We start from the raw sequence: 19,432 nt of genomic DNA, 5'->3' as shown, positions 1-19,432 counted from the left end.
AAACAAGGTGAAGTTTGGCAACTTCACCTTTTTTATTTGAAAATGGGCAAAAAAGACGTTAAAATCGGATTTTTAGGGGAATTAGCGCAAGTACATTTATTTTTGTTTAATATTTTTTAAAAATAATTAGACAAAATATTTGCAGATTGTTTAATCTTTACTACATTTGATTAAACAAAAACAAATAGCCATGACAACTCTAGAATTCAGTTACTCGCTTAACAAACTTTCAAGTTCTCTTAAGCCATTTGCTTTAAAATTGACCAGGGACATGGATGATGCCAATGATCTGTTACAGGATACCATGGTCAAAGCATTCACCAACAGGGATAAATTCACTGAGGGTACAAATCTTAAGGCATGGTTATACACAATCATGAAAAACACCTTCATTACCAATTATCAGAGAATGGTAAGAAGAGGGACTTTTGTAGATACAACAGACAACCTGCACTACATTAATTCGGGAGACATTTTAGTAGAAAATGGTGCTTATGGAGATTTTGCCATGGACGATATCTACGCAGCAATTGATAAATTGGATGATGTTTATAAAGTTCCCTTTATGATGCATTACAAAGGGTTCAAATATCACGAAATTGCAGATAAATTAAATATTCCAATTGGAACTGTAAAAAATAGAATACATATTGCTAGAAAGCTTTTAAAAGAAGATTTACTGGTTTATAAACATAAAAATTAATCAACTATGCCCAACAAAAAGGTAGTTGTTATCGGTGCGGGTTTTGCCGGACTATCAGCAGCTACACATTTGGTGCACGCAGGATATCAGGTAACCATTCTAGAAAAAAACACAACCCCCGGCGGAAGAGCTCGAAAGTTCGAAGCCGAGGGTTTTGTATTTGATATGGGCCCTTCATGGTATTGGATGCCAGATGTGTTTGAAAATTATTTTGCTCATTTTGGCAAAAAGCCATCCGATTATTATGATTTGATCAGACTAGACCCCTCCTACACTGTGGTTTTTGGAGAAAATGAGTTTGTGGAAATCCCTGCAGACCTTTCTCAATTTAGAGCCTTATTAGAAAGTATGGAACCGGGGGTAGGGCCAAAACTGGATGAATTTCTCAAACAAGCGGCATATAAATACAAAGTAGGCATTAACGACTTGGTCTATCGCCCCAGCAGATCTTTGTTTGAATTTACAAGTCCAGGTTTGCTAGCTGATGTGGTCAGAATGGATGTATTTCAATCCATGGCCAAGCACGTCAGAAAGTTTTTCAAAGATGAAAAAATCATCCGTCTGATGGAATTTCCTGTCATATTTCTTGGGGAAACAGCAGAAAATATTCCTGCTTTATACAGCCTCATGAATTATGCAGATATTGTTTTAGGGACCTGGTATCCCATGGGGGGAATGCATGAAATCGTAAAAGGGATGGTGGCACTCGCAGAAGAAAAGGGCGTAAAAATCCATTTGGGTGCTGATGTATCACATATCAATGTAAAGAATGGCATTGCTAAGGATGTCACGCTCAAAAATGGAGATAAATTCGAAGCGGATGTGGTGATTGGCGCAGCAGATTACCATCATATTGATTCGAAATTATTGGCCCCTGATGTTAGAAATTATGATGAAAAATATTGGGATAATCGGGTAATGGCACCTTCTTCCCTTTTATTTTATCTAGGTGTTGACAAAAAGTTGGATAACTTGACCCATCACTGCCTCTTTTTTGATGAACAAATGGGTCCGCATGCGGATGCCATCTATAAAAGCCCAAGATGGCCTGAAAGACCGCTCTTCTACTTGTCAGCAGCTTCAAAAACAGATCCATCAGTAGCTCCGGAGGGAAAAGAAAACCTGGTAATCTTAATCCCTTTGGCTCCAAACCTAGAGGATGGAGAGGAAATCAGAGAAAAATACTACCATATGGTTATGGACAGACTGGAAAAATTAACCGGTCAGGAAATCAGAAGTCATGTCATATACAAGCGCTCATATGCACACAGTGACTTCAAAGCAGACTATAATGCATTTAAAGGAAATGCCTATGGATTGGCCAATACACTTTTGCAAACTGCCATATTAAAACCTTCTTTGAAAAGTAAAAAAGTTAAGAACCTTTATTACACAGGACAGCTTACTGTTCCAGGACCGGGAGTGCCTCCTACTATCATTTCTGGACATGTGGTTTCTAAAGAAGTGATCAAAGAAAACAATTTGTAGATTAATTTGTATATTATGGGTATGGATGCAAAAATGCTTTTTGATCAAACCACCATGGAGTGCAGCAAACTGATTACCCAGCGGTACAGTACGAGCTTTACCTTGGGGATCAAAACCCTGGAAAAGAAGTTTCACCTGCCCATTTATGCCATCTATGGCTTTGTCCGTTATGCAGATGAAATTGTGGATACTTTCCATGATAAAGATAAAAAAACGCTGCTACAGCAGTTCAAAAAGGACACCTACGAAGCCATTGAGCAAAAAATCAGCTTAAACCCTGTACTCCACGCATTTCAGTTGATTGTCAATCAATATCAAATCGATTTGGATTTGATAGAGGCATTTCTGAAAAGTATGGAGATGGATTTGGACTTTAAAACTTACAATGATTCCAAGTATCATGAATACATCTATGGATCTGCTGAAGTGGTGGGCCTCATGTGTTTAAAAGTATTCGTAGAAGGTAATCAAGCGGAATACGAAAAATTAAGAGAACCAGCTTGCAAACTTGGTGCTGCATTCCAAAAAGTGAATTTCCTTAGGGATATTAAAAGTGATTATGAAGAAAGGGGCAGGGTTTATTTTCCTGGAGTAGATTTCAATACATTTGACAAGACCGCCAAAGAATTGATCGAAGAAGATATTCAAAAAGATTTCGATGAGGCTTTGGATGGTATCCGTAAGTTACCCAACGGGGCGAAATTAGGTGTAAAGGTAGCTTATCTGTATTATCAAAAACTATTTGATAAAATTAAAGGATTACCTCCTGAAACCATCACTCAAGAACGTATCCGTATCCCCAATGCAAGGAAGCTTTCTTTGCTATTAGGGACATACTTTGGAATGAAGTTAGGATTTGGATAAATATTTCAAAACCATTTACTTTCAATTCGTAAATGAAAAGAGATACTGTTGAAAAAGTGATCTGGGCAAAACAATAAAAAAAGTCACAAGTTAAAAGCTATGATGAATCTTAAAGTACATATTGATCAGCACTCCGGCTTTTGTTTTGGCGTGGTCTATGCTATAGAAATGGCGGAAGAAATTCTTGAAGAACAAGGCTATTTATACTGTCTGGGTGATATCGTACACAATGATGAAGAAGTCAACCGACTGACCAAAATGGGTTTAAAAATCATCGATCATGATGAATTAAAGACCCTTCAAAACGAAAAAGTGCTGATTCGGGCGCACGGTGAACCACCTTCCACTTATGAATTGGCCATCAATAATAACTTGACTTTAATTGATGCCAGCTGCCCGGTTGTACTAAAATTACAAAACAGGATTAAAAACTCATTTGATAAAGATGAAACAATCTATATCTATGGGAAGCATGGCCATGCTGAAGTAATTGGATTACTCGGCCAAACCAATAATAAGGCTGTGGTTTTTCAAGACATCAACGAACTAGACCTTCCAAGCTTGCCTAAAAACCTTACACTATACAGCCAAACTACAAAAAGTACTGATAAATTTTACGAGATTAATGGGGTGCTAAAGGAGAATGGTATTTCAGTGAATACCAACGACACCATTTGTAGGCAAGTTTCTAATAGAGATAAGGAGTTAAGGGATTTTGCTGATAAATTCGATAAAATAATTTTTGTCAGCGGCACCAAATCATCCAATGGAAAAGTGCTGTATAATGTATGTAAAGAAAAAAATCCAAATACCTATTTTGTATCCAATCCAGATCAGGTATTAAGTGATTGGTTTGTATCAAACGAGACTGTGGGAATATGTGGGGCAACTTCAACACCGATGTGGCTGATGGAACAGGTCAAAGAAAGAATTGAAACCTTTTAATTCATGGCTTTCTTGGCTAATTTTGTATGGTGGTTAGAGAAAGAATAAAAACAGAAGCACTTGATCCAAATGGTATCCTAATAGCCTTTGGTATTATCTTTTTTTGGTTTATTTCCTTGTTCTTCTTGCTGCAATGGGACTTTTCCTGGCTAAACCCTTTGACTTATCTAGCCATATTAGTGCAAATGCATCTTTATACGGGGCTATTTATAACAGCGCATGATGCCATGCATGGTGTGGTGGCTACCAACAAAAAGCTAAATCATGCTATAGGCTGGATAGCAGCGATTCTATTTTCCTATAATTTTTATTGGAAGCTATTTCCCAAACACCATGAACACCACCGTTTTGTAGCAACAGATAAAGATCCTGACTATCATTCCTCAGGAAACTTCTTTGTTTGGTATTTGAGTTTCATCAAACAGTATTTAAGCATTTGGCAATTCTTGCTCATGGCCATTACCTTCAATATCCTGAAGCTTTTTATACCTACTGAAAACTTGATCATTTTTTGGATGCTACCAGCTATTTTATCCACTTTACAATTATTTTATTTTGGTACATACCTGCCACACAAAGGGGAATCCGATAACAAACATCACTCAAACAGTCAGGAAAAAAATCACATTTGGGCTTTTATTTCCTGTTACTTCTTTGGCTACCACTATGAGCATCATGACTCACCAAACACGCCTTGGTGGAGACTCTGGAAAGTTAAGGAGGAGCAAATAGGATAATTTTGCATAAAAATGGGTATTTAATAGTTTTTAGTAAACAATTCCCAAGTCAATCCACTTATAGTTGGGGTTAGTACACGTTTATGAAATACATATTTACAATTTTTATCATTTTGTCCACTTTCGCCTCAGTTATTGCTCAGCAAGGTGAAGTAAGAGGCAGGGTTTTCAATAAAGTCAATAATGAAGGTATCCCATTTGCAAACGTTATCCTTCTGGGCACCGATTACGGCACGGTAACAGATATTGATGGAAATTATGTGCTTTCCAATATTCCCCCAGGCTTTTATAATATCAGGGCAAGTTTTGTTGGGTTCAGGTCAAAAACTGAATTTGATATACAAATAACCCTTGCAAGAGCAGTACGGCTGGATTTTGACTTAATCGAAGAAGCATCCGACCTCAGCGAGGTAACAGTCGCCGCAGAATTCTCCCGTTCAGATGAAACCCCCATCTCTGTAAGAAGGCTGAACACCAATGAAATCGAAAGATATCCGGGAGGAAACAGGGACATCAGCAGGGTGATCCAGTCCCTTCCCGGGGTCGCCAGCACAGCAAATTTCAGGAACGACATCATTATCAGAGGTGGTGCTCCTAACGAAAATAAATTTTTTGTGGATGAGATTGAGGTGCCTGTCATTAATCATTTTTCCACGCAAGGTTCATCAGGAGGCCCTGTTGGAATTTTAAATGTAAACCTGATCAAAAATGTAGATGTGATCACCGGTGGATTTCCAGCAGACCGTATGAATTCCCTGAGCTCCTTTTTTGAATTTTCACTTAAGGAAGGTAGAAAAGATAAAATGTTTACCCAAATGACAGTAGGCGCTAGCGAATTTACGCTTTCCAATGAGGGTCCGTTAGGCGAAAAAACTACCTACTTGGTATCTGCCAGACGCTCTTACCTGCAGTTTTTATTCCGGGCCTTAGGACTTCCATTTCTACCAACCTTTAACGATTTTACCGTTAAAACCACCACCAAGATCAATCCAAAAACAGAGCTTACTTTTTTGGCAGTAGGTGCGACGGGCAACTTTGCTTTAAATTTTGATGAACCCAGGAATGAAACCGAACTGGAAAGGGAGAACAGACTGTATTTACTGGAAAATCTTCCCATCACCTCACAATGGAATTACACGACAGGTCTAAGACTAAAACGGTTCAGAGAAAATGGTTTTTGGACATTTGTGCTGAGTCGCAACATGCTCAACAACCGTTCTTTCAAGTACTTCCAAAATGACGAAAGCGACCCTGCCAACCTTACTTTTGATTACATCTCCCAAGAAAGTGAAAATAAGTTTAGAGCTGAAAACTCTATTTTTAAAAAAGGCTTCAACCTAAAATATGGGGTCAATTATGAATACTCCAGATTTTTTGTCAACAGCTTTGACAGGTTTTCTTTTGCAAGTGAAGGTTTGGTCATTGATGTAAACGAAAAAACCTTTTTCAACAGTTATGGTGCATTTATTTCAGGGAGTAAAAACTTTAACAATGAAAGACTTTTGATAACGGGGGGAGTTAGGATAGATGGAAGTGATTTTGGTGAAACTGCCCGAAACCCCTTGAATCAAATCAGTCCAAGGCTTTCCGTTTCTTACCAGATTAAACCCCAACTATTTTGGACCAATAATGCCGGAATCTATTACCAGAGACCTGCATATACCTCCCTAGGTTTTCGGGATAATGATGGACAATTGGTGAATCAACTTAACAACATCAAATTCATTCAGGCAACTCATTTTGTAAGTGGAATAGAAAAGGTAATCCCTGAAAAAAGCAGGAGATTTAGCATAGAAGGTTTCTATAAATTATACAGAGATTACCCTTCTTCTATTTTGAACGGTATAGCCTTGGCCAACTTAGGCGCTGATTTTGGTGTCATAGGCAACGAACCTGTGTTATCTAATGCAGAAGGAAGGGCATATGGTATGGAGTTTCTTGCCCAACAAAGATTATACAATAATTTTTACGGCATTGCCGCAGTCACTTTGGTTAGGAGTGAGTTTACCAATCCCAATACAGAAGGCTTTGTCCCTTCAGCTTGGGATAATCGCATCATTGTAAGCTTGACGGCAGGGAAACGGTTTGGTAAAAACTGGGAGTTTGGTGCCAGGTGGCGTTATCTCGGAGGGGCCCCTTATACACCCGTTGATGTGGAAACCTCTTCTCTAATTGATATCTGGAACCTAAGGGGCCAAGGTATTCCCGATTTCAATCAGATCAATGCTTTCCGTCTGAGGGAATTCCACCAACTAGATGTTCGTCTCGACAAGAGGTATTTCTTCAAAAAATGGAATTTTAATTGGTATATTGATATAGAAAATGCTTACGATTTCAAAGCAGATCAACCTCCACTTCTACTCCCCACTAGGGATGCACAGGGGGGATTACTTGTCAATCCAAATGATCCATCCCGCTATCTTATGCGCTTGGTAGATAATCCAGCCGGGACTATAATTCCTACGATTGGTATCATAGTAGAATTCTAAAAATTAAATACTTTACACTGGCCCTATCGCCTAGGTGTTATTTTTTTTACTTTTGCCTCTGATGAAAAAGTCTTTTTTATTTTTATTTATATCTGTGTTTTTGCTAGCCAAAACCCAAGCCCAAATTTTTCAAGATAGTATCAAACAAGAAAAAACGGGGATTTGGGATAAAGCATTTGATCTTGGAGACCAAATCATTGATTTGATTTCTGGAGAAAATTGGGCCTTTATCCCCATCATAGTCTATTCTCCCGAAACCAGTTTAGGTTTGGGCATCAGGGCCATTAGGGTATTTCAATTTAAGGATCAAGAAAATGCCTTGCTAAGGCCATCGAGTTTACCGATTACCTTTCTTTATACCCTTAACAGACAAGCAATTTTTACATCAGAGATAAACCTCTGGTCTAATGCAAACAAAAATTTTTTCAATGCCAGACTAGAATTATCTGATTTCCCATTTAGGTTTTATGGTATCGGCCAAGAACCGGTCGTAGAAGAGGGTGAATTTTATAGTACTAGGTATGCATACCTGCATTTATTGTATCAAAAGCGATTGACAAAAGGTCTTTACCTGGGCGGAAGGTATGAGTTCAGGGTAGACAACATCTACGAAAAGAAAGAAGGAGGTCTGTTAGATGCAGGAAATATCCTCGGCTCAGACGGACAGCGACTATCAGGAATGGGTATTGTACTCAGCCATGATACCCGCGATCAAATTTTTCAGCCTACTAAAGGATGGTTTAGTACGATCACCTTGATGGGATTTCCTGATTGGTTAGGCAGTAATTTTACTTTTTCTCAATACACCATTGATGTAAGAAAATATACCTTGATAGGCAGTCAAAAAGTATTGACCATACAATCTTGGTGGAATTTAACTTCTGGAAACGCACCGTTTCAACATATATCATTGATGGGTGGTAGCGAGAGAATGCGCGGTTTTTTTGAAGGCAGGTACAGGGACAGGCATGCTATGATACAACAAGCAGAGCTTCGAACGCCAATTTACAGAAATCTTGGAATGGTATTCTTTGGCCATTCAGGGCTGGTGTTTCCCAATTTTGATAACATCAAATTATCCAAAATGCGCTATGGGGCAGGACTAGGTTTTCGGTATCGTTTAAATAAGGAAGGCCTGAATGTAAGATTAGATTTTGCTTATGGTGACCAAAAGGCATTTTATTTTGGATTAAATGAAGCTTTTTAATTTGGTTTTAACTATAACTATTTGTTTATTTAATTGATATTTAGTTCTCGTCTTCACATAACATAAATACACATGAAACGACCATTTTTTTTAACAGTCTTTTTTTACTTTATCTCAGCCAGAATTTTTGCTCAAGGCAACCTTGAACTACTGGAAACCGCACTTGAGAATTATGCGGCTGTTTACCCATGGGAAAAAGTTTACCTACATACTGACAAACCCCACTATTTCCTAAATGATACGATTTGGTTCAAGGCTTATGGAACTTTGGAGGTCGACAGTAAAAAGATTTACCCCACACTATCCGTTCCGCTTTACGTAGATTTGATTGATAGCCGGTTTGATCGGAATATCAAACGCGCTATTGTCAAGATGGAAGAGGGAAGAGGTATGGGGGATATTGTACTCCCCAGAGATTTGGAACCAGGGATCTATACTTTGAGGGCTTATACCAATTGGATGCATAATTTTGGTGAGAAGGCCTTTTTTACCAAAGATATTTACATTGGGGAAGTGGGCGATGGCTGGAACCTCCCCAATTTTGACCCCCAATTCCAAATCGGGTTCTATCCGGAGGGTGGTAATTTAGTGGCAGGAACAGAGAACCTAATAGGCTTTAAAGCTACAGACGAATTTGGTAAAGGAATTGATGTGACTGGGGTGATTTTAAACAGCCAAGGCGATCAAATCCAACAATTTGAGTCGGATTACTTAGGGATGGGAACCGTAAAATTCATACCAGAAAAGGACCAGCAATACGTGGTATTGGTCAGTACCAAAAACCAAGCGCCTAAGAAATTCGATTTGGGAGTAATTGCTGCTGAAGGTCACCTATTACACATTGATGGCTTAAGCAATGAAACCCAGCTGAACATCAAAGTATTTCAAAACACTTCTGAACTTCCAAGAGAATTGTACCTGATTGCTATGCACAAAGGAGTAGTTGCCTGGAGAGACCGAATCAACCTATCCGGGAATGAAACCAGCTTTACCATTCCAAAAGATATTTTCCAGTCAGGACTTCACAAATTTTCCCTGATGGATGGAGAAACGAGGATTTTGGCAGAAAGATTGGTTTTCCTTTTCCCTCAGCAAGCAGGCCATGCCCTTTTCAAAACCAATAAAGAGACCTATCAACCAAAAGAACAAGTTCAATTGGACATTCAGGTTCAAGATCTCACGGGAAGAGGGCTTGCAGGTGATTTTTCCGTTTCGGTTTTGGATGGAGACCAGGTTTTCTATCCGGAAAAAACACAAAATATTTTCACCTATTTTCTTTTGGATTCAGAAGTACGTGGAGAAATAGAAAATCCTGCCTACTACTTTGACCCCAACCAAAAAGAGGCAGAAAAGCATCTTGACAATTTACTTTTGACCCAAGGCTGGAGAAGGTTTGATTGGAGTGATTTGGCTAAACTTCAATCTTTGCCCAATTTTAATATTGAACCGGGCTTGTCTGTATCTGGAAAAGTAGAGGGAAGCGGAAAGAGAGAAATTTCAGAACACAAAGTGCTAACCCTTATGGTCAGGCATCCTTTGGAGGAGCCCATGTTTTATAATGGCGAAACCGATTCCTTAGGGAATTTTAGTTTTACAGGCTTGGATTTCGAGGATTCGGTAACTGTTTTTATTCAGGCATTTGAAGTAAAGGAAAAACGAAGACGCTCTAGAGAAGTCAAAGAAAATGATATTAGAATTTTACCTCCCCGGATTCCATTTATCGGGGAGCGAACCTATACAAGCTTTTCTCCAAATCCTGATTTCCGGGATGAAAATGAATATTTGATAACTGTAAGAGAAACGAAGAACCTTATGGAGCAATTCCAAATCAATAGGGATATTGAACTGGGAGAAGTCACTGTAGTTGGTAGAAGGTCTCAGATGATACCTGATAAGAGAACTATCCAATACCTGGACGCTCCAGATGCAAAACTTGAAGTCACTGAAGATTTCTATTACTTCGCAAATATCTTTCAATTGATCCGGGGGAGAGTTCCAGGAGTCGATGTAAGAGGGGATGTGATAGGTTTAAATCCTTTCCCAGTCGTACTAATAAGGGGAGGTAGGGTTACCGGCGAAGGGGGTTTAGCAGGAGCATCATATCTTTTGAATGGTCAACCGGTCCAACCAGAGACACTCATTGCAATTCCTGTGCCTGAAATCGAGCGAATAGATATTCTTCGGGGGTTGAGTAAGGCAGCTGTTTTTGGTAATGATGGTGGCGGTGGAATCGTACATGTTTTGACCAAATCTGGTAATCCCAATCAGGATTACTCAGACAGAGAGGTGAAAGGCAATGCCGTTGCTGAGGTATTGGGATATTCTGGCGTAAGAGAATTTTATGAACCTCCCGTAGTTCCATCGATTAATGCGCCTTTTGCAGTAGATTATCGTTCCACCATTTATTGGAATCCCAAATTGGAAACAGACCTAGAGGGAAAAACAGAAGTTAACTTTAGACTTACTGAGGGCAGTCCAACAGTCAGGGTAATTTTGGAAGGATTATCTCAAGATGGTGAGCCGATTTTTGGGATGTTCACATTCACGGTTGATGAAAATTAAATGGTATTCACTAAGGGTACAGTCTCAGCAACCTGTGGCTCTAGTGTAGGAACACCATATTTTTCCAAAAGATTTAACCCGCCCCAAGTCCCATAGCTCATAACAGGGTTGAACCTTGTAAACATTTGCTCTTTAAAACCATCTGCTTGTCTCACCTTTTGAATGGCTTTTCCATGAAAAGTAGTATAAGCAAATTCCTCCATACTCTGGGTATTTTCCCAAATGGTAAAAGTAGCCTGTTCGAGTACGGGCACCTCTCCTATCCCCTGCGAAAAAATAAGACCAGGGTAATCTTTTTGGATTTTACTGATAGAAGGCACCATTTTCCAAAAATCTAAAAGGTACTTTCTTTTTATTGTGGCCCGGGTCAAGGCACAAACCAGTCCATTATTTTGTTTTTCGCTAGATGCGATTTTCCAGTTTCCAAAACCTGACCAGGTGCCTCTTGATGAAGTAGGCTCTAAAAACACAGTATATTGCTCTGAACAAATCCCAGAAAGCTTTACAAATTGATTGGATTGGAAAAAATCCTTTGCAAGCTCTATATCATCCCAGACCATGAATACCCCAATTACACCATATTTAGGCCAGGCCCTATAACCTAATCCACTGCCAGCTCCTAAAAGCTTGAAGAACCCAACATGTTTATTTTTTTTGATTGAAAAACGCAGTTTTAACAATTTTGAAAGCCCCCAAGATTGATTAAGTATTCCATCAAATTTAAAAAATGTCATACTCGCACATTGAATGTTATTCATAGTCAGTTTCTTATACCCTATAATCAATTACAACTCTTTACGAAAAATTTTGTTTAAAAATATTTAATTTGATTTTTAAATACAAATTTTCGTATTTCAAAAAACTTGTTTTTTCAAAAAGATATGGAAAGATAGCCCCTGTTAACAAATCTTTGTAATTTTCTCTTTCAATGGCACTACTGGACATTCATACGCACACTATCGGAAACCCCAAGGGTATTTTTAATGGACTGGCATTAGAAAAAGCAAAACCACAACCCTTTTCTCTTGGTTTGCATCCCTGGTATTTAAAAAAGGATTGGAAGCTGGAATTTTTTCATCTTGAGCGACATATTAACCACCCAAGCCTTTACGCAATAGGGGAGTGCGGTTTTGATTTGATCAAAGGACCTTCAACCGATTTACAACTAAAGGTTTTCATCCAACAGGCCACATTAGCCAAAAGATTTCAATTACCGGTCATTTTACATTGTGTCAAAGGCCTGCATTTATTACAGCAATATTTAAAAACCCATACTGACCCTCCATTTATCATTTGGCACGGTTTCAACCAAAAAGTAAACATTGCACAAAAACTCCTTATTTTCCCCATTTTTTTTTCTTTTGGAGAGGCCTTGTTCAAAAAGGGCTCCAACGCAGAAAAATGGCTTAGAATCTGTCCTTTGGACAGGATTTTTTTTGAAACCGATATTTCTGATAAAAATATTTCCTCCATATATGAGCAGGCTTCCTTAATTTTGGACATTCCTGTAAAAACCTTAGAAAAACAGGTTGGGAAGAATTGGAAGCAAATATCAAAAAGAGGAATTAAATGAATGATTTTGCCTGGCTTTCACGTACGGAGTTGATCGTTGGTCGTGAAGGATTGGAAAAGTTGGCCAAAAAACATGTTTTGATTGTGGGATTAGGGGGCGTAGGCTCTTTTGCTGCTGAGTTTATCTGCAGAAGTGGTATTGGTGCCATGACCATCATCGATGGTGATGTAGTGGATATTAGCAATTGTAACAGACAACTACCGGCCACCCAAAAAAATATAGGACAATCTAAGGCAGAATGGATGGAAGAGCGACTTTTAAGCATCAACCCAAATTTGAAGATCAATGCCATTAAAAAATTTCTGGAGCCGGAACCTATGACCCAATTATTGGCTGAAAATACCTTTGATTATGTAGTCGATTGTATCGATAGCCTAACCCCTAAATTACATCTTATTGAAGGCGCATACCGTAAGGGTTTTCCCTTGGTCAGCTCTATGGGGGCAGGAGGAAAAGTAGACCCCACCCAAATCAGGATTGCTGACATTTCCGAAACCTATAATTGCAAACTGGCCAGGATGCTTAGAAAAAGATTAAAGCGACACGATATTAAAAAGGGCTTTAAGGCAGTTTTTTCGACGGAGCATTACTTCAAAGAAAGTTTGATGTTAACAGATGGGAAAAATTATAAAAAGTCCGCCTATGGCACCATGTCTTTTTTGCCTGCTGCCTTTGGTTGTAGCTGTGCTTCTGTAGTGGTCAATGACCTATTAGCTGGGAATTAAATAACTTCATCCCATGTTGGATTTATTGGGATGAAGCCATTTTATCAAGCATTAAAATGATAGAGGAAAACCAACACTCCCGTAAAAGCCGGTTTTCTTTGATCTTTGATTTCCAACTTCACTTCCACCTCAGCTTTAATCGTTCCCCTCAGGTTGACCACATTTTTTAGATGGGCATTTAGCCTAACCTCTCTATTTACCAAAACAGCCTGAGCAAAACGCAGATTTTCAATGCCATAATTGACCATCATCTTCAAGTTTTCCACCTGCACAATCTGCTCCCAAAGATAGGGCACCAAAGAAAGCGTCAAGTAGCCGTGCGCTATCGTATCTCCAAATGCACCTTCTGATTTTGCACGCTCTGGATCGGTATGTATCCATTGATGGTCTAGGGTAGCTTCTGCAAATTTATTGATCTGCTCCTGCGTGATTTGATGGTAGTCTGATACACCTAGGCCCTGTCCAATGAATTTTTCAAAATCTTCAAAACTTCCAATTGTGATCGGGTTCATGTCTATTATTTATTTTTTACTGATAAAGGTAAAAAAAATATGGATTCTGATTAGATCATTTTGTAGATCCCATCAAATCTCAGAAAAACATTATCCTTAATTGATTAAGTTTTAAAAAATATTTTCTGGTTTATGATTTTTTTTACAAACTAATTTGATAAATTCCAACGTTTTATTCGATATTTTATGCGGCTTCAATTAATCTTCCTGTTGCTATTTTTAGGGTTTAAAGCCGACCTGAATTTCATTCATCCAAATGAAGGTATTCCCACATTCTCCTTCTTGGAAAAAGCAGACAAAATTACCTTAAAAGAAGACTTTTCTGTACTATATGAAAGCCAGAGAATTATCGAAATTTATGATCAGAGGGGCCTTGCCCATGCCACCATAAAAATGCCTGAGGACGGCTTAAATAAAATTCAGCATTTTGAGGCTACAATCATCAGTATAGCAACAGGAAAAACGATAAAAAAATAAGGTTAAGAGACCTTCAATCTGTGTCATATCAAGATCAATACAGTCTCTATGATGATACACAAATTAAAATTTTTGAATTAGATGCTGTCAGCCTACCTGTAAGGGTTGAAATCAGCATGCAGAGAATCAGTTCAAGTAATTTTTTTATAGAAAACTGGTATCCTATAATGGATTACAATCAAAAAGTAAGAAAGGCAAAACTTGAACTTAAATATCCTGGTATAATTGGAATTAGGTATAAAGAACAAGCTATAAATTCACCAAAATCAGAAGTCAAAGATAATAGAGACAATACGCTCAGTTGGAAACTTGAAGACCTTAAAGTTCTTCAAGTTGGAACTGATGAACCAATTCCAGTAATCGAAATTGCCCCACAAAGATTTTCCTTAGAAGGATATACTTCAAATATGGATAGTTGGGAAGGACTAGCTGCTTTCATTGCCAAACTCAACCATCAAAAAGAGACATTACCCTTGAATTTTTCGGAAGAAGTAAAACAGATGGTAGAGGGTATAGAAAGTGATTATGAAAAGGTATCGGTATTATACAATTACTTGCAAAAAAACTACAGGTATGTAGCCATTTCGCTTGGTATTGGCGGTTGGATGCCTAGACCGGCCACTGAAGTCATTGCAACCAAATACGGGGAATGCAAGGCCTTGAGCACTTTAATGAAAGGAATGCTCTCAGCCATTGGTATTGAATCCCAATATACTCTTGTATTTGCCGGGGATGACTACAGACCGCTGGACAGGGAATTTCCAATCAATCAATTTAACCACGCCATGCTTAGGGTACCTTTAAAGGAGGAAGTAATTTGGCTTGAATGTACCAACAGCTTTTTACCTGCAGGTTTTTCGGGCGATTTTACCATGAACAGAGATGTATTGGTAGTAACCGAAAAAGGAGGATTTTTAGATCGTACGCCTGATTTCCGTGAACCAGCCTACAACTCAATTGAAACCATCTATGATATAGAATTGCTTGGGAATGGCGATGCCCGGTTAAAAGGTCTTTCAAAATTTTCAGGATTCCCAAGTATAGACTATTTTCTTCTAGAAGAGCGTGGACAGGAAAAACAAAAAAGGGATTATTTAAACCGGGAATTAGGAGGAGGCGGAGTCTTAATCCATAATTATACCCTGGAGAAAAGTAATGAAAAGGAAATCCCGGTGACCTCAATCAGTTTTGATGGAATAATCCAAAGATTTGGTCAACAGACTGCCAAAAGAATCATTCTACCCAGCCATTGGAAAAAACTCGACCCAACAATGCTGCCAACTGGTACGCTAAATTGGAAAGAAGAATATATGATTCGCTCAGAAAGAACAGTGGAATTAGAATCCAATGGGTCGAAAATTAAAATTGAATCCGAATTTTACTCCTACAGGTTGGAAAGTATTCTGACAACAGACGGAATCAAAATCAGTAATCAACTTGAAGTAAACCTTCCTACGGAAGCCTCCCAAGAGGAAAAAGAAAAACTTGTCGCAACAATCAATCAGGAATTCCTTAAACACCAACTTTTACTTAGAAAATTAGACTAATATGAAAAACCGGCACCTCATCCCCTTTTTAATGGGAATGCTCCTTTTCCCCTCTTTTGCCAATACTCAGGTCATGAAGTTTGGTAAATACTCCCAAGAAGAAATCAACCTGAAAAAAATTGATTTTGAACCGGATGCCAATGCAGTAGTATTGGAAGAAATTTCCAGAAATCAATTTATGGGCACCGTCCAACATACAGATGTACACCGCAGGGTTAAAGTGCTTAAGGAACCTGGAAAAAATCAAGGGAATGTATCTATTAGATATTATTTTGGGAAAGCAGGTATTCAGGATGTTTCTAAACTGAATGCACAAACGGTGAATTTTGTAAATGGAGAAGAGCAGGTCATCAAACTATCAAAAGCAGATTTTTTTCAAGTTGAATTAGATAATGGTTGGAGAGAAGTAAGGTTTACATTTCCCAGTGTTGAAGTGGGCTCTATTCTGGAATACAGTTACCATAAAACCGATAAAAGTATCGCCTTTCTTGAAAGCTGGGTCTTTCATAATCCAATTCCCACGATCAAGTCCACTTATACGATTGATTTGCCTTCCTATTTAAATTACCGTTTTCTTGCCCAAGGAGAAAAAACCTTAAATACGCCTTTCAAAGGCCAAAGGGATGGCTTTTATAGCTGGACAGTCAAAGATCTCCCATCAATTAAAGAAGAACCAATGATGTCCAATTATAGAGATTACCTGGAAAAAATTGATTTTCAACTGGCGGGATATGCCTTTGTTAATACAAGCGAATATGGAGGGAGATCCGGGTTTCAGGAAACGTTCGCGACCTGGCAAGACCTTACAAGATTTTTTACCGAATTAGAAGAGTTTGCTCAGTACATGAAACCAAACGCCTCTCTCAAAGGACAATTGGCCACCTTGAATGTTTCGGGAAGTTCTGAAACCCAAATAGCAAGGGAAGTTTATGAATATATTTTGAGCAACTATACTTATTCTGGTCAGGGAGGTTACTTCCCAAAGAAAAATTTAAAATCTGTACTAGACTCCAAAAAAGGCTCAAGAGCTGAAATTAACCTTACGCTTATGGCTTATTTGAGACAAAATGGAATCAGCGCAAACCCGCTACTTATCAGCACAAAGGGTAATGGAAGGTCACGATTGGTCGACACGCCATTTATTGACCAATTTGACCAAATGATTATCCATTTAAAAGCAGATGGCAAAGATTATTACTTGGATGCTACCAGCAATAGTTTCCCTTTTGGATATCTTCCATTGAACATGCATGTAGCCTATGGCTACCTTATGCACGACCAAAACAGCGGATTGGTCCCCATAAATATATCTCACCGATCCGGCATGCTACAAATGAGCCAAATCAGGAAGGAAGATAACGGCAATTTTGTAAGTTCGTCCACTGTAAGGTTTTCAGAATATGATGCCTTGGAAAAAAGAAATGGAATCAATTTATCAGAAGACAAAAAAATCAAAGAGGAATGGTTTGGTAGCCAAGAGATCAATGTTTATGATTTCACTCTTATTGAAAAAACTGAGCCACGGCTGCAACTGGAAGCCAAGTATAATTATTCAGAGGGAAAGGTAACAGAGAGTCCTATGATCCTAATTTCCCCTTTCCATTTGATGCGTTGGGCTGAAAACCCTTTCAAATCCGAATACAGAACCTTTCCTGTTGATTTTTCATACGCTTTTAATGATAGCTATACCACAATCATTGAAATTCCAGAAGCATATGAACTGGATGATTATCCTGAGAATACCGAAGTGGCCATTCCGGGTGGAGATGGGTTATTCACCTATCAGTTAACTACTTTAGACAATTCGGTAAAGATTTCGGCTAATGTTACACTTAAATATCCGTTGATTTCTCCATTCATATATCCCGAACTCAAGTATTTCATGGAAATAGTCACGGGTAAATTGACGGAACCCGTTATTATTAAGCTAAAGGCAAAACCTTAAAATTCCTATTGATTATATATTTTATTATGCACATAAAAACTCCTTATTTTGCTGCATAGAAAAAAATCAATGCAGCAGGATCCATCAGAAAAAAAATATATCCATGGCTATACTGCCACTGAGCAGGAAAGGTTAAGGGAGCAGGCTTTGGTCATCGAAAGACCAATATATGGGTACATAGACTTTTCCAAAGTCAGGGACTTGCTTGAAATAGGTAGTGGGGTGGGCGCACAGACTGAAGTCCTTTTGCGCAGATTTCCAAACCTATCAATAACCGGGGTAGAGTATGAAGCCCTGCAAATTAAAAAAGCCCAAGAAAACATGGTTGCCTTGGGTTATGGTCCGGAAAAAGTAAAATTTATACAGCAGGATGCCACCAAGCTTCATTTGGATAAAACTTTCGATGCGGCATTTATATGCTGGGTATTGGAACATATTCCTGATCCTGTAAGGGTTCTTATCAGTATGAAACCTTTTTTAAAACCTGGCGCCATGGTTTCTGTCACCGAAGTCTTCAACAGCAGTTTTTACACCTACCCTTACCTTCCAGCAGTCATGGACTATTGGGAGATTTACAATCAGTACCAAGTAACCATTGGCGGAGATCCTCAAGTAGGCGCCAAATTGGGGGCCTTACTGGATGAGGCAGGTTATAAGGATATTGAATTGAGAAGTGGAGGATTCCATTTGGACAAAAGGAAGCCAGAGGAAAAAAAGACGGTATTTACCTATTGGAAAAACCTAATGAGTTCAGGTGCGCCTTCGCTGATTCAGGAAGGTTTGATTACGGAGAAGGATTTCAAGGCCATGCAAGAGGCCATGGATTCCTTAAAAGAAATGCCAGAGTCGATTTTTAATTACAGGTTCATCCAAGCCACTGCTTACGCTTAATGCAATGAAAATCATCAAAAGAATTTTCAGGATATTCTTTAAAATCATTTTATGGTTTTTCATTCTGAGTATTGGCTTTACTGTGCTTTACCGGTTTGTTCCGGTGCCTATTACCCCTTTAATGGTCATTAGACTTTACGAGCAAGCAAAGGACGAGAAGAAAGCACTACGCCTGTACAAGGACTGGGTATCCATCCAAAAAATTTCGAAGCATGTCCCTCAAGCGGTAGTGGCGGCAGAAGACCAGAAGTTTTTGACCCATAAAGGATTTGACTGGGAAGCCATGGAAAAAGCTTGGGAGCAAAATAAGAAAGGAAAAAGAATCAAAGGTGCCTCTACCATATCCCAACAAACAGCTAAAAATGTCTTTTTATGGCCAGGAAGGACTTTGGTCCGAAAAGGCTTAGAAGCTTATTTTACCTTTCTGATAGAATTCATTTGGCCCAAAGAACGCATCATGGAGGTTTACCTCAATGTGATTGAAATGGGGGAAGGGATTTATGGCATAGAGGCCGCAGCCCAACACTATTTCAAGAAACCTGCTGAAAAACTGACCCGTAATGAAGCAGCATTAATTGCTGCTGTTTTACCCAATCCAAGGCGCTGGAATCCAGCCAGACCCACCCCATACATTCAAGGAAGGCAAGTTTGGATACTTAGACAAATGAATAACCTCCAGCCGGTGGGGATGGGGCTGTAGTTTTAATTCAGCTAAGTGCAAATTTCCACAGATTACTTTTTTGAAATGGTATCTACTCCACAGCTAG

General features: G+C 38.8%; 17 protein-coding genes. 15 read left to right on the top strand and 2 right to left on the bottom strand.

Annotated features, from left to right (window positions below; genetic code table 11):
- Positions 1-190 precede the first annotated feature (190 nt).
- The 8 genes from B879_RS09380 to B879_RS09345 all read left to right on the top strand — a co-directional run bounded on the left by B879_RS09380 (position 191) and on the right by B879_RS09345 (position 10,995).
- Entirely contained in the window at positions 191-703 is a 513-nt protein-coding gene (locus B879_RS09380; RefSeq protein WP_009184933.1) for an RNA polymerase sigma factor, read from the top strand.
- Between the two features lie 6 nt (positions 704-709).
- Positions 710-2,191, top strand: a complete 1,482-nt coding sequence (gene crtID, locus B879_RS09375) for a bifunctional phytoene desaturase/3,4-desaturase (protein WP_009184932.1) — start codon at positions 710-712, stop codon at positions 2,189-2,191.
- A 21-nt stretch (positions 2,192-2,212) separates the two neighbouring features.
- The gene (locus B879_RS09370) at positions 2,213-3,055 is read left to right on the top strand and encodes a phytoene/squalene synthase family protein (RefSeq protein WP_040400404.1); all 843 of its coding nucleotides are present in this window, start codon (positions 2,213-2,215) and stop codon (positions 3,053-3,055) included.
- Positions 3,056-3,154: 99 nt separating this feature from the next.
- Positions 3,155-4,000, top strand: a complete 846-nt coding sequence (locus B879_RS09365; protein ID WP_193786163.1) for a 4-hydroxy-3-methylbut-2-enyl diphosphate reductase — start codon at positions 3,155-3,157, stop codon at positions 3,998-4,000.
- Between the two features lie 26 nt (positions 4,001-4,026).
- Positions 4,027-4,737, top strand: coding sequence for a fatty acid desaturase (locus tag B879_RS09360; RefSeq protein ID WP_009184929.1), 711 nt, complete (start codon positions 4,027-4,029; stop codon positions 4,735-4,737).
- An 83-nt stretch (positions 4,738-4,820) separates the two neighbouring features.
- Entirely contained in the window at positions 4,821-7,226 is a 2,406-nt protein-coding gene (locus B879_RS09355) for a TonB-dependent receptor (RefSeq protein WP_009184928.1), read from the top strand.
- A gap of 61 nt (positions 7,227-7,287) precedes the next feature.
- On the top strand, positions 7,288-8,433 hold the full coding sequence (locus B879_RS09350) for a BamA/TamA family outer membrane protein (RefSeq protein WP_009184927.1): 1,146 nt from the start codon (positions 7,288-7,290) through the stop codon (positions 8,431-8,433).
- Between the two features lie 72 nt (positions 8,434-8,505).
- Positions 8,506-10,995 (top strand): TonB-dependent receptor, encoded by a 2,490-nt coding sequence (locus B879_RS09345; protein WP_009184926.1) that lies wholly within the window; start codon positions 8,506-8,508, stop codon positions 10,993-10,995.
- Here B879_RS09345 and B879_RS09340 read toward each other — a convergent pair.
- Complete coding sequence (locus B879_RS09340; protein ID WP_157231578.1) at positions 10,992-11,729, bottom strand: spheroidene monooxygenase; 738 nt, start codon at positions 11,727-11,729, stop codon at positions 10,992-10,994. The two genes, B879_RS09345 and B879_RS09340, sit on opposite strands and share 4 nt — an antisense overlap.
- Before the next feature lie 194 nt (positions 11,730-11,923).
- Between B879_RS09340 and B879_RS09335 the strand changes: the two genes are divergently transcribed.
- Both B879_RS09335 and B879_RS09330 read left to right on the top strand, forming a co-directional pair.
- Positions 11,924-12,568, top strand: coding sequence for a TatD family hydrolase (locus B879_RS09335; RefSeq protein ID WP_009184924.1), 645 nt, complete (start codon positions 11,924-11,926; stop codon positions 12,566-12,568).
- The gene (locus B879_RS09330) at positions 12,565-13,293 is read left to right on the top strand and encodes a tRNA threonylcarbamoyladenosine dehydratase (protein WP_009184923.1); all 729 of its coding nucleotides are present in this window, start codon (positions 12,565-12,567) and stop codon (positions 13,291-13,293) included. Before B879_RS09335 ends, B879_RS09330 begins: the two co-directional genes overlap by 4 nt.
- A gap of 44 nt (positions 13,294-13,337) precedes the next feature.
- Here B879_RS09330 and B879_RS09325 read toward each other — a convergent pair whose 3' ends face one another.
- Positions 13,338-13,805 carry a MaoC family dehydratase gene (locus tag B879_RS09325; RefSeq protein WP_009184922.1) on the bottom strand — a complete coding sequence of 156 codons (468 nt, stop codon included), beginning with the start codon at positions 13,803-13,805 and terminating at the stop codon, positions 13,338-13,340.
- Between the two features lie 186 nt (positions 13,806-13,991).
- Here B879_RS09325 and B879_RS09320 point away from each other — a divergent pair, with 186 nt between their 5' ends.
- Genes B879_RS09320 through mtgA form a run of 5 tightly spaced genes read left to right on the top strand, consistent with a single transcriptional unit; the run spans position 13,992 to position 19,365 of the window.
- A complete protein-coding gene (locus B879_RS09320; RefSeq protein WP_009184921.1) occupies positions 13,992-14,282 on the top strand; it encodes a hypothetical protein in 291 nt (96 codons plus the stop codon).
- 20 nt (positions 14,283-14,302) lie between these two features.
- Positions 14,303-15,829 carry a transglutaminase-like domain-containing protein gene (locus tag B879_RS09315; RefSeq protein ID WP_009184920.1) on the top strand — a complete coding sequence of 509 codons (1,527 nt, stop codon included), beginning with the start codon at positions 14,303-14,305 and terminating at the stop codon, positions 15,827-15,829.
- Between the two features lies 1 nt (position 15,830).
- Positions 15,831-17,774: a DUF3858 domain-containing protein gene (locus B879_RS09310; protein WP_009184919.1), complete on the top strand. Its 1,944-nt coding sequence runs from the start codon at positions 15,831-15,833 to the stop codon at positions 17,772-17,774.
- A gap of 48 nt (positions 17,775-17,822) precedes the next feature.
- The gene (locus tag B879_RS09305) at positions 17,823-18,665 is read left to right on the top strand and encodes a class I SAM-dependent methyltransferase (protein ID WP_238542114.1); all 843 of its coding nucleotides are present in this window, start codon (positions 17,823-17,825) and stop codon (positions 18,663-18,665) included.
- Positions 18,666-18,669: 4 nt separating this feature from the next.
- On the top strand, positions 18,670-19,365 hold the full coding sequence (gene mtgA / locus B879_RS09300) for a monofunctional biosynthetic peptidoglycan transglycosylase (RefSeq protein WP_009184917.1): 696 nt from the start codon (positions 18,670-18,672) through the stop codon (positions 19,363-19,365).
- Positions 19,366-19,432 lie beyond the last annotated feature (67 nt).

Origin of the sequence: Cecembia lonarensis LW9, assembly GCF_000298295.1 — a bacterium.
Lineage (GTDB): Bacteria > Bacteroidota > Bacteroidia > Cytophagales > Cyclobacteriaceae > Cecembia > Cecembia lonarensis.
The sequence above is the reverse complement of the archived record's forward strand: the minus strand, read 5'-3'. Positions and strand labels throughout refer to the sequence as shown.

Coding starts and splice junctions, on each gene's coding strand:
- B879_RS09320 (WP_009184921.1), top strand. CDS start 13,992: ATGCGGCTTCAATTAATCTTCCTGTTGCTATTTTTAGGGTTTAAAGCC.
- mtgA (WP_009184917.1), top strand. CDS start 18,670: ATGAAAATCATCAAAAGAATTTTCAGGATATTCTTTAAAATCATTTTA.
- B879_RS09350 (WP_009184927.1), top strand. CDS start 7,288: ATGAAAAAGTCTTTTTTATTTTTATTTATATCTGTGTTTTTGCTAGCC.
- B879_RS09325 (WP_009184922.1), bottom strand. CDS start 13,805: ATGAACCCGATCACAATTGGAAGTTTTGAAGATTTTGAAAAATTCATT.
- B879_RS09360 (WP_009184929.1), top strand. CDS start 4,027: ATGGTGGTTAGAGAAAGAATAAAAACAGAAGCACTTGATCCAAATGGT.
- crtID (WP_009184932.1), top strand. CDS start 710: ATGCCCAACAAAAAGGTAGTTGTTATCGGTGCGGGTTTTGCCGGACTA.
- B879_RS09380 (WP_009184933.1), top strand. CDS start 191: ATGACAACTCTAGAATTCAGTTACTCGCTTAACAAACTTTCAAGTTCT.
- B879_RS09345 (WP_009184926.1), top strand. CDS start 8,506: ATGAAACGACCATTTTTTTTAACAGTCTTTTTTTACTTTATCTCAGCC.
- B879_RS09310 (WP_009184919.1), top strand. CDS start 15,831: ATGAAAAACCGGCACCTCATCCCCTTTTTAATGGGAATGCTCCTTTTC.
- B879_RS09340 (WP_157231578.1), bottom strand. CDS start 11,729: ATGACATTTTTTAAATTTGATGGAATACTTAATCAATCTTGGGGGCTT.
- B879_RS09365 (WP_193786163.1), top strand. CDS start 3,155: ATGATGAATCTTAAAGTACATATTGATCAGCACTCCGGCTTTTGTTTT.
- B879_RS09355 (WP_009184928.1), top strand. CDS start 4,821: ATGAAATACATATTTACAATTTTTATCATTTTGTCCACTTTCGCCTCA.
- B879_RS09330 (WP_009184923.1), top strand. CDS start 12,565: ATGAATGATTTTGCCTGGCTTTCACGTACGGAGTTGATCGTTGGTCGT.
- B879_RS09335 (WP_009184924.1), top strand. CDS start 11,924: ATGGCACTACTGGACATTCATACGCACACTATCGGAAACCCCAAGGGT.
- B879_RS09370 (WP_040400404.1), top strand. CDS start 2,213: ATGGATGCAAAAATGCTTTTTGATCAAACCACCATGGAGTGCAGCAAA.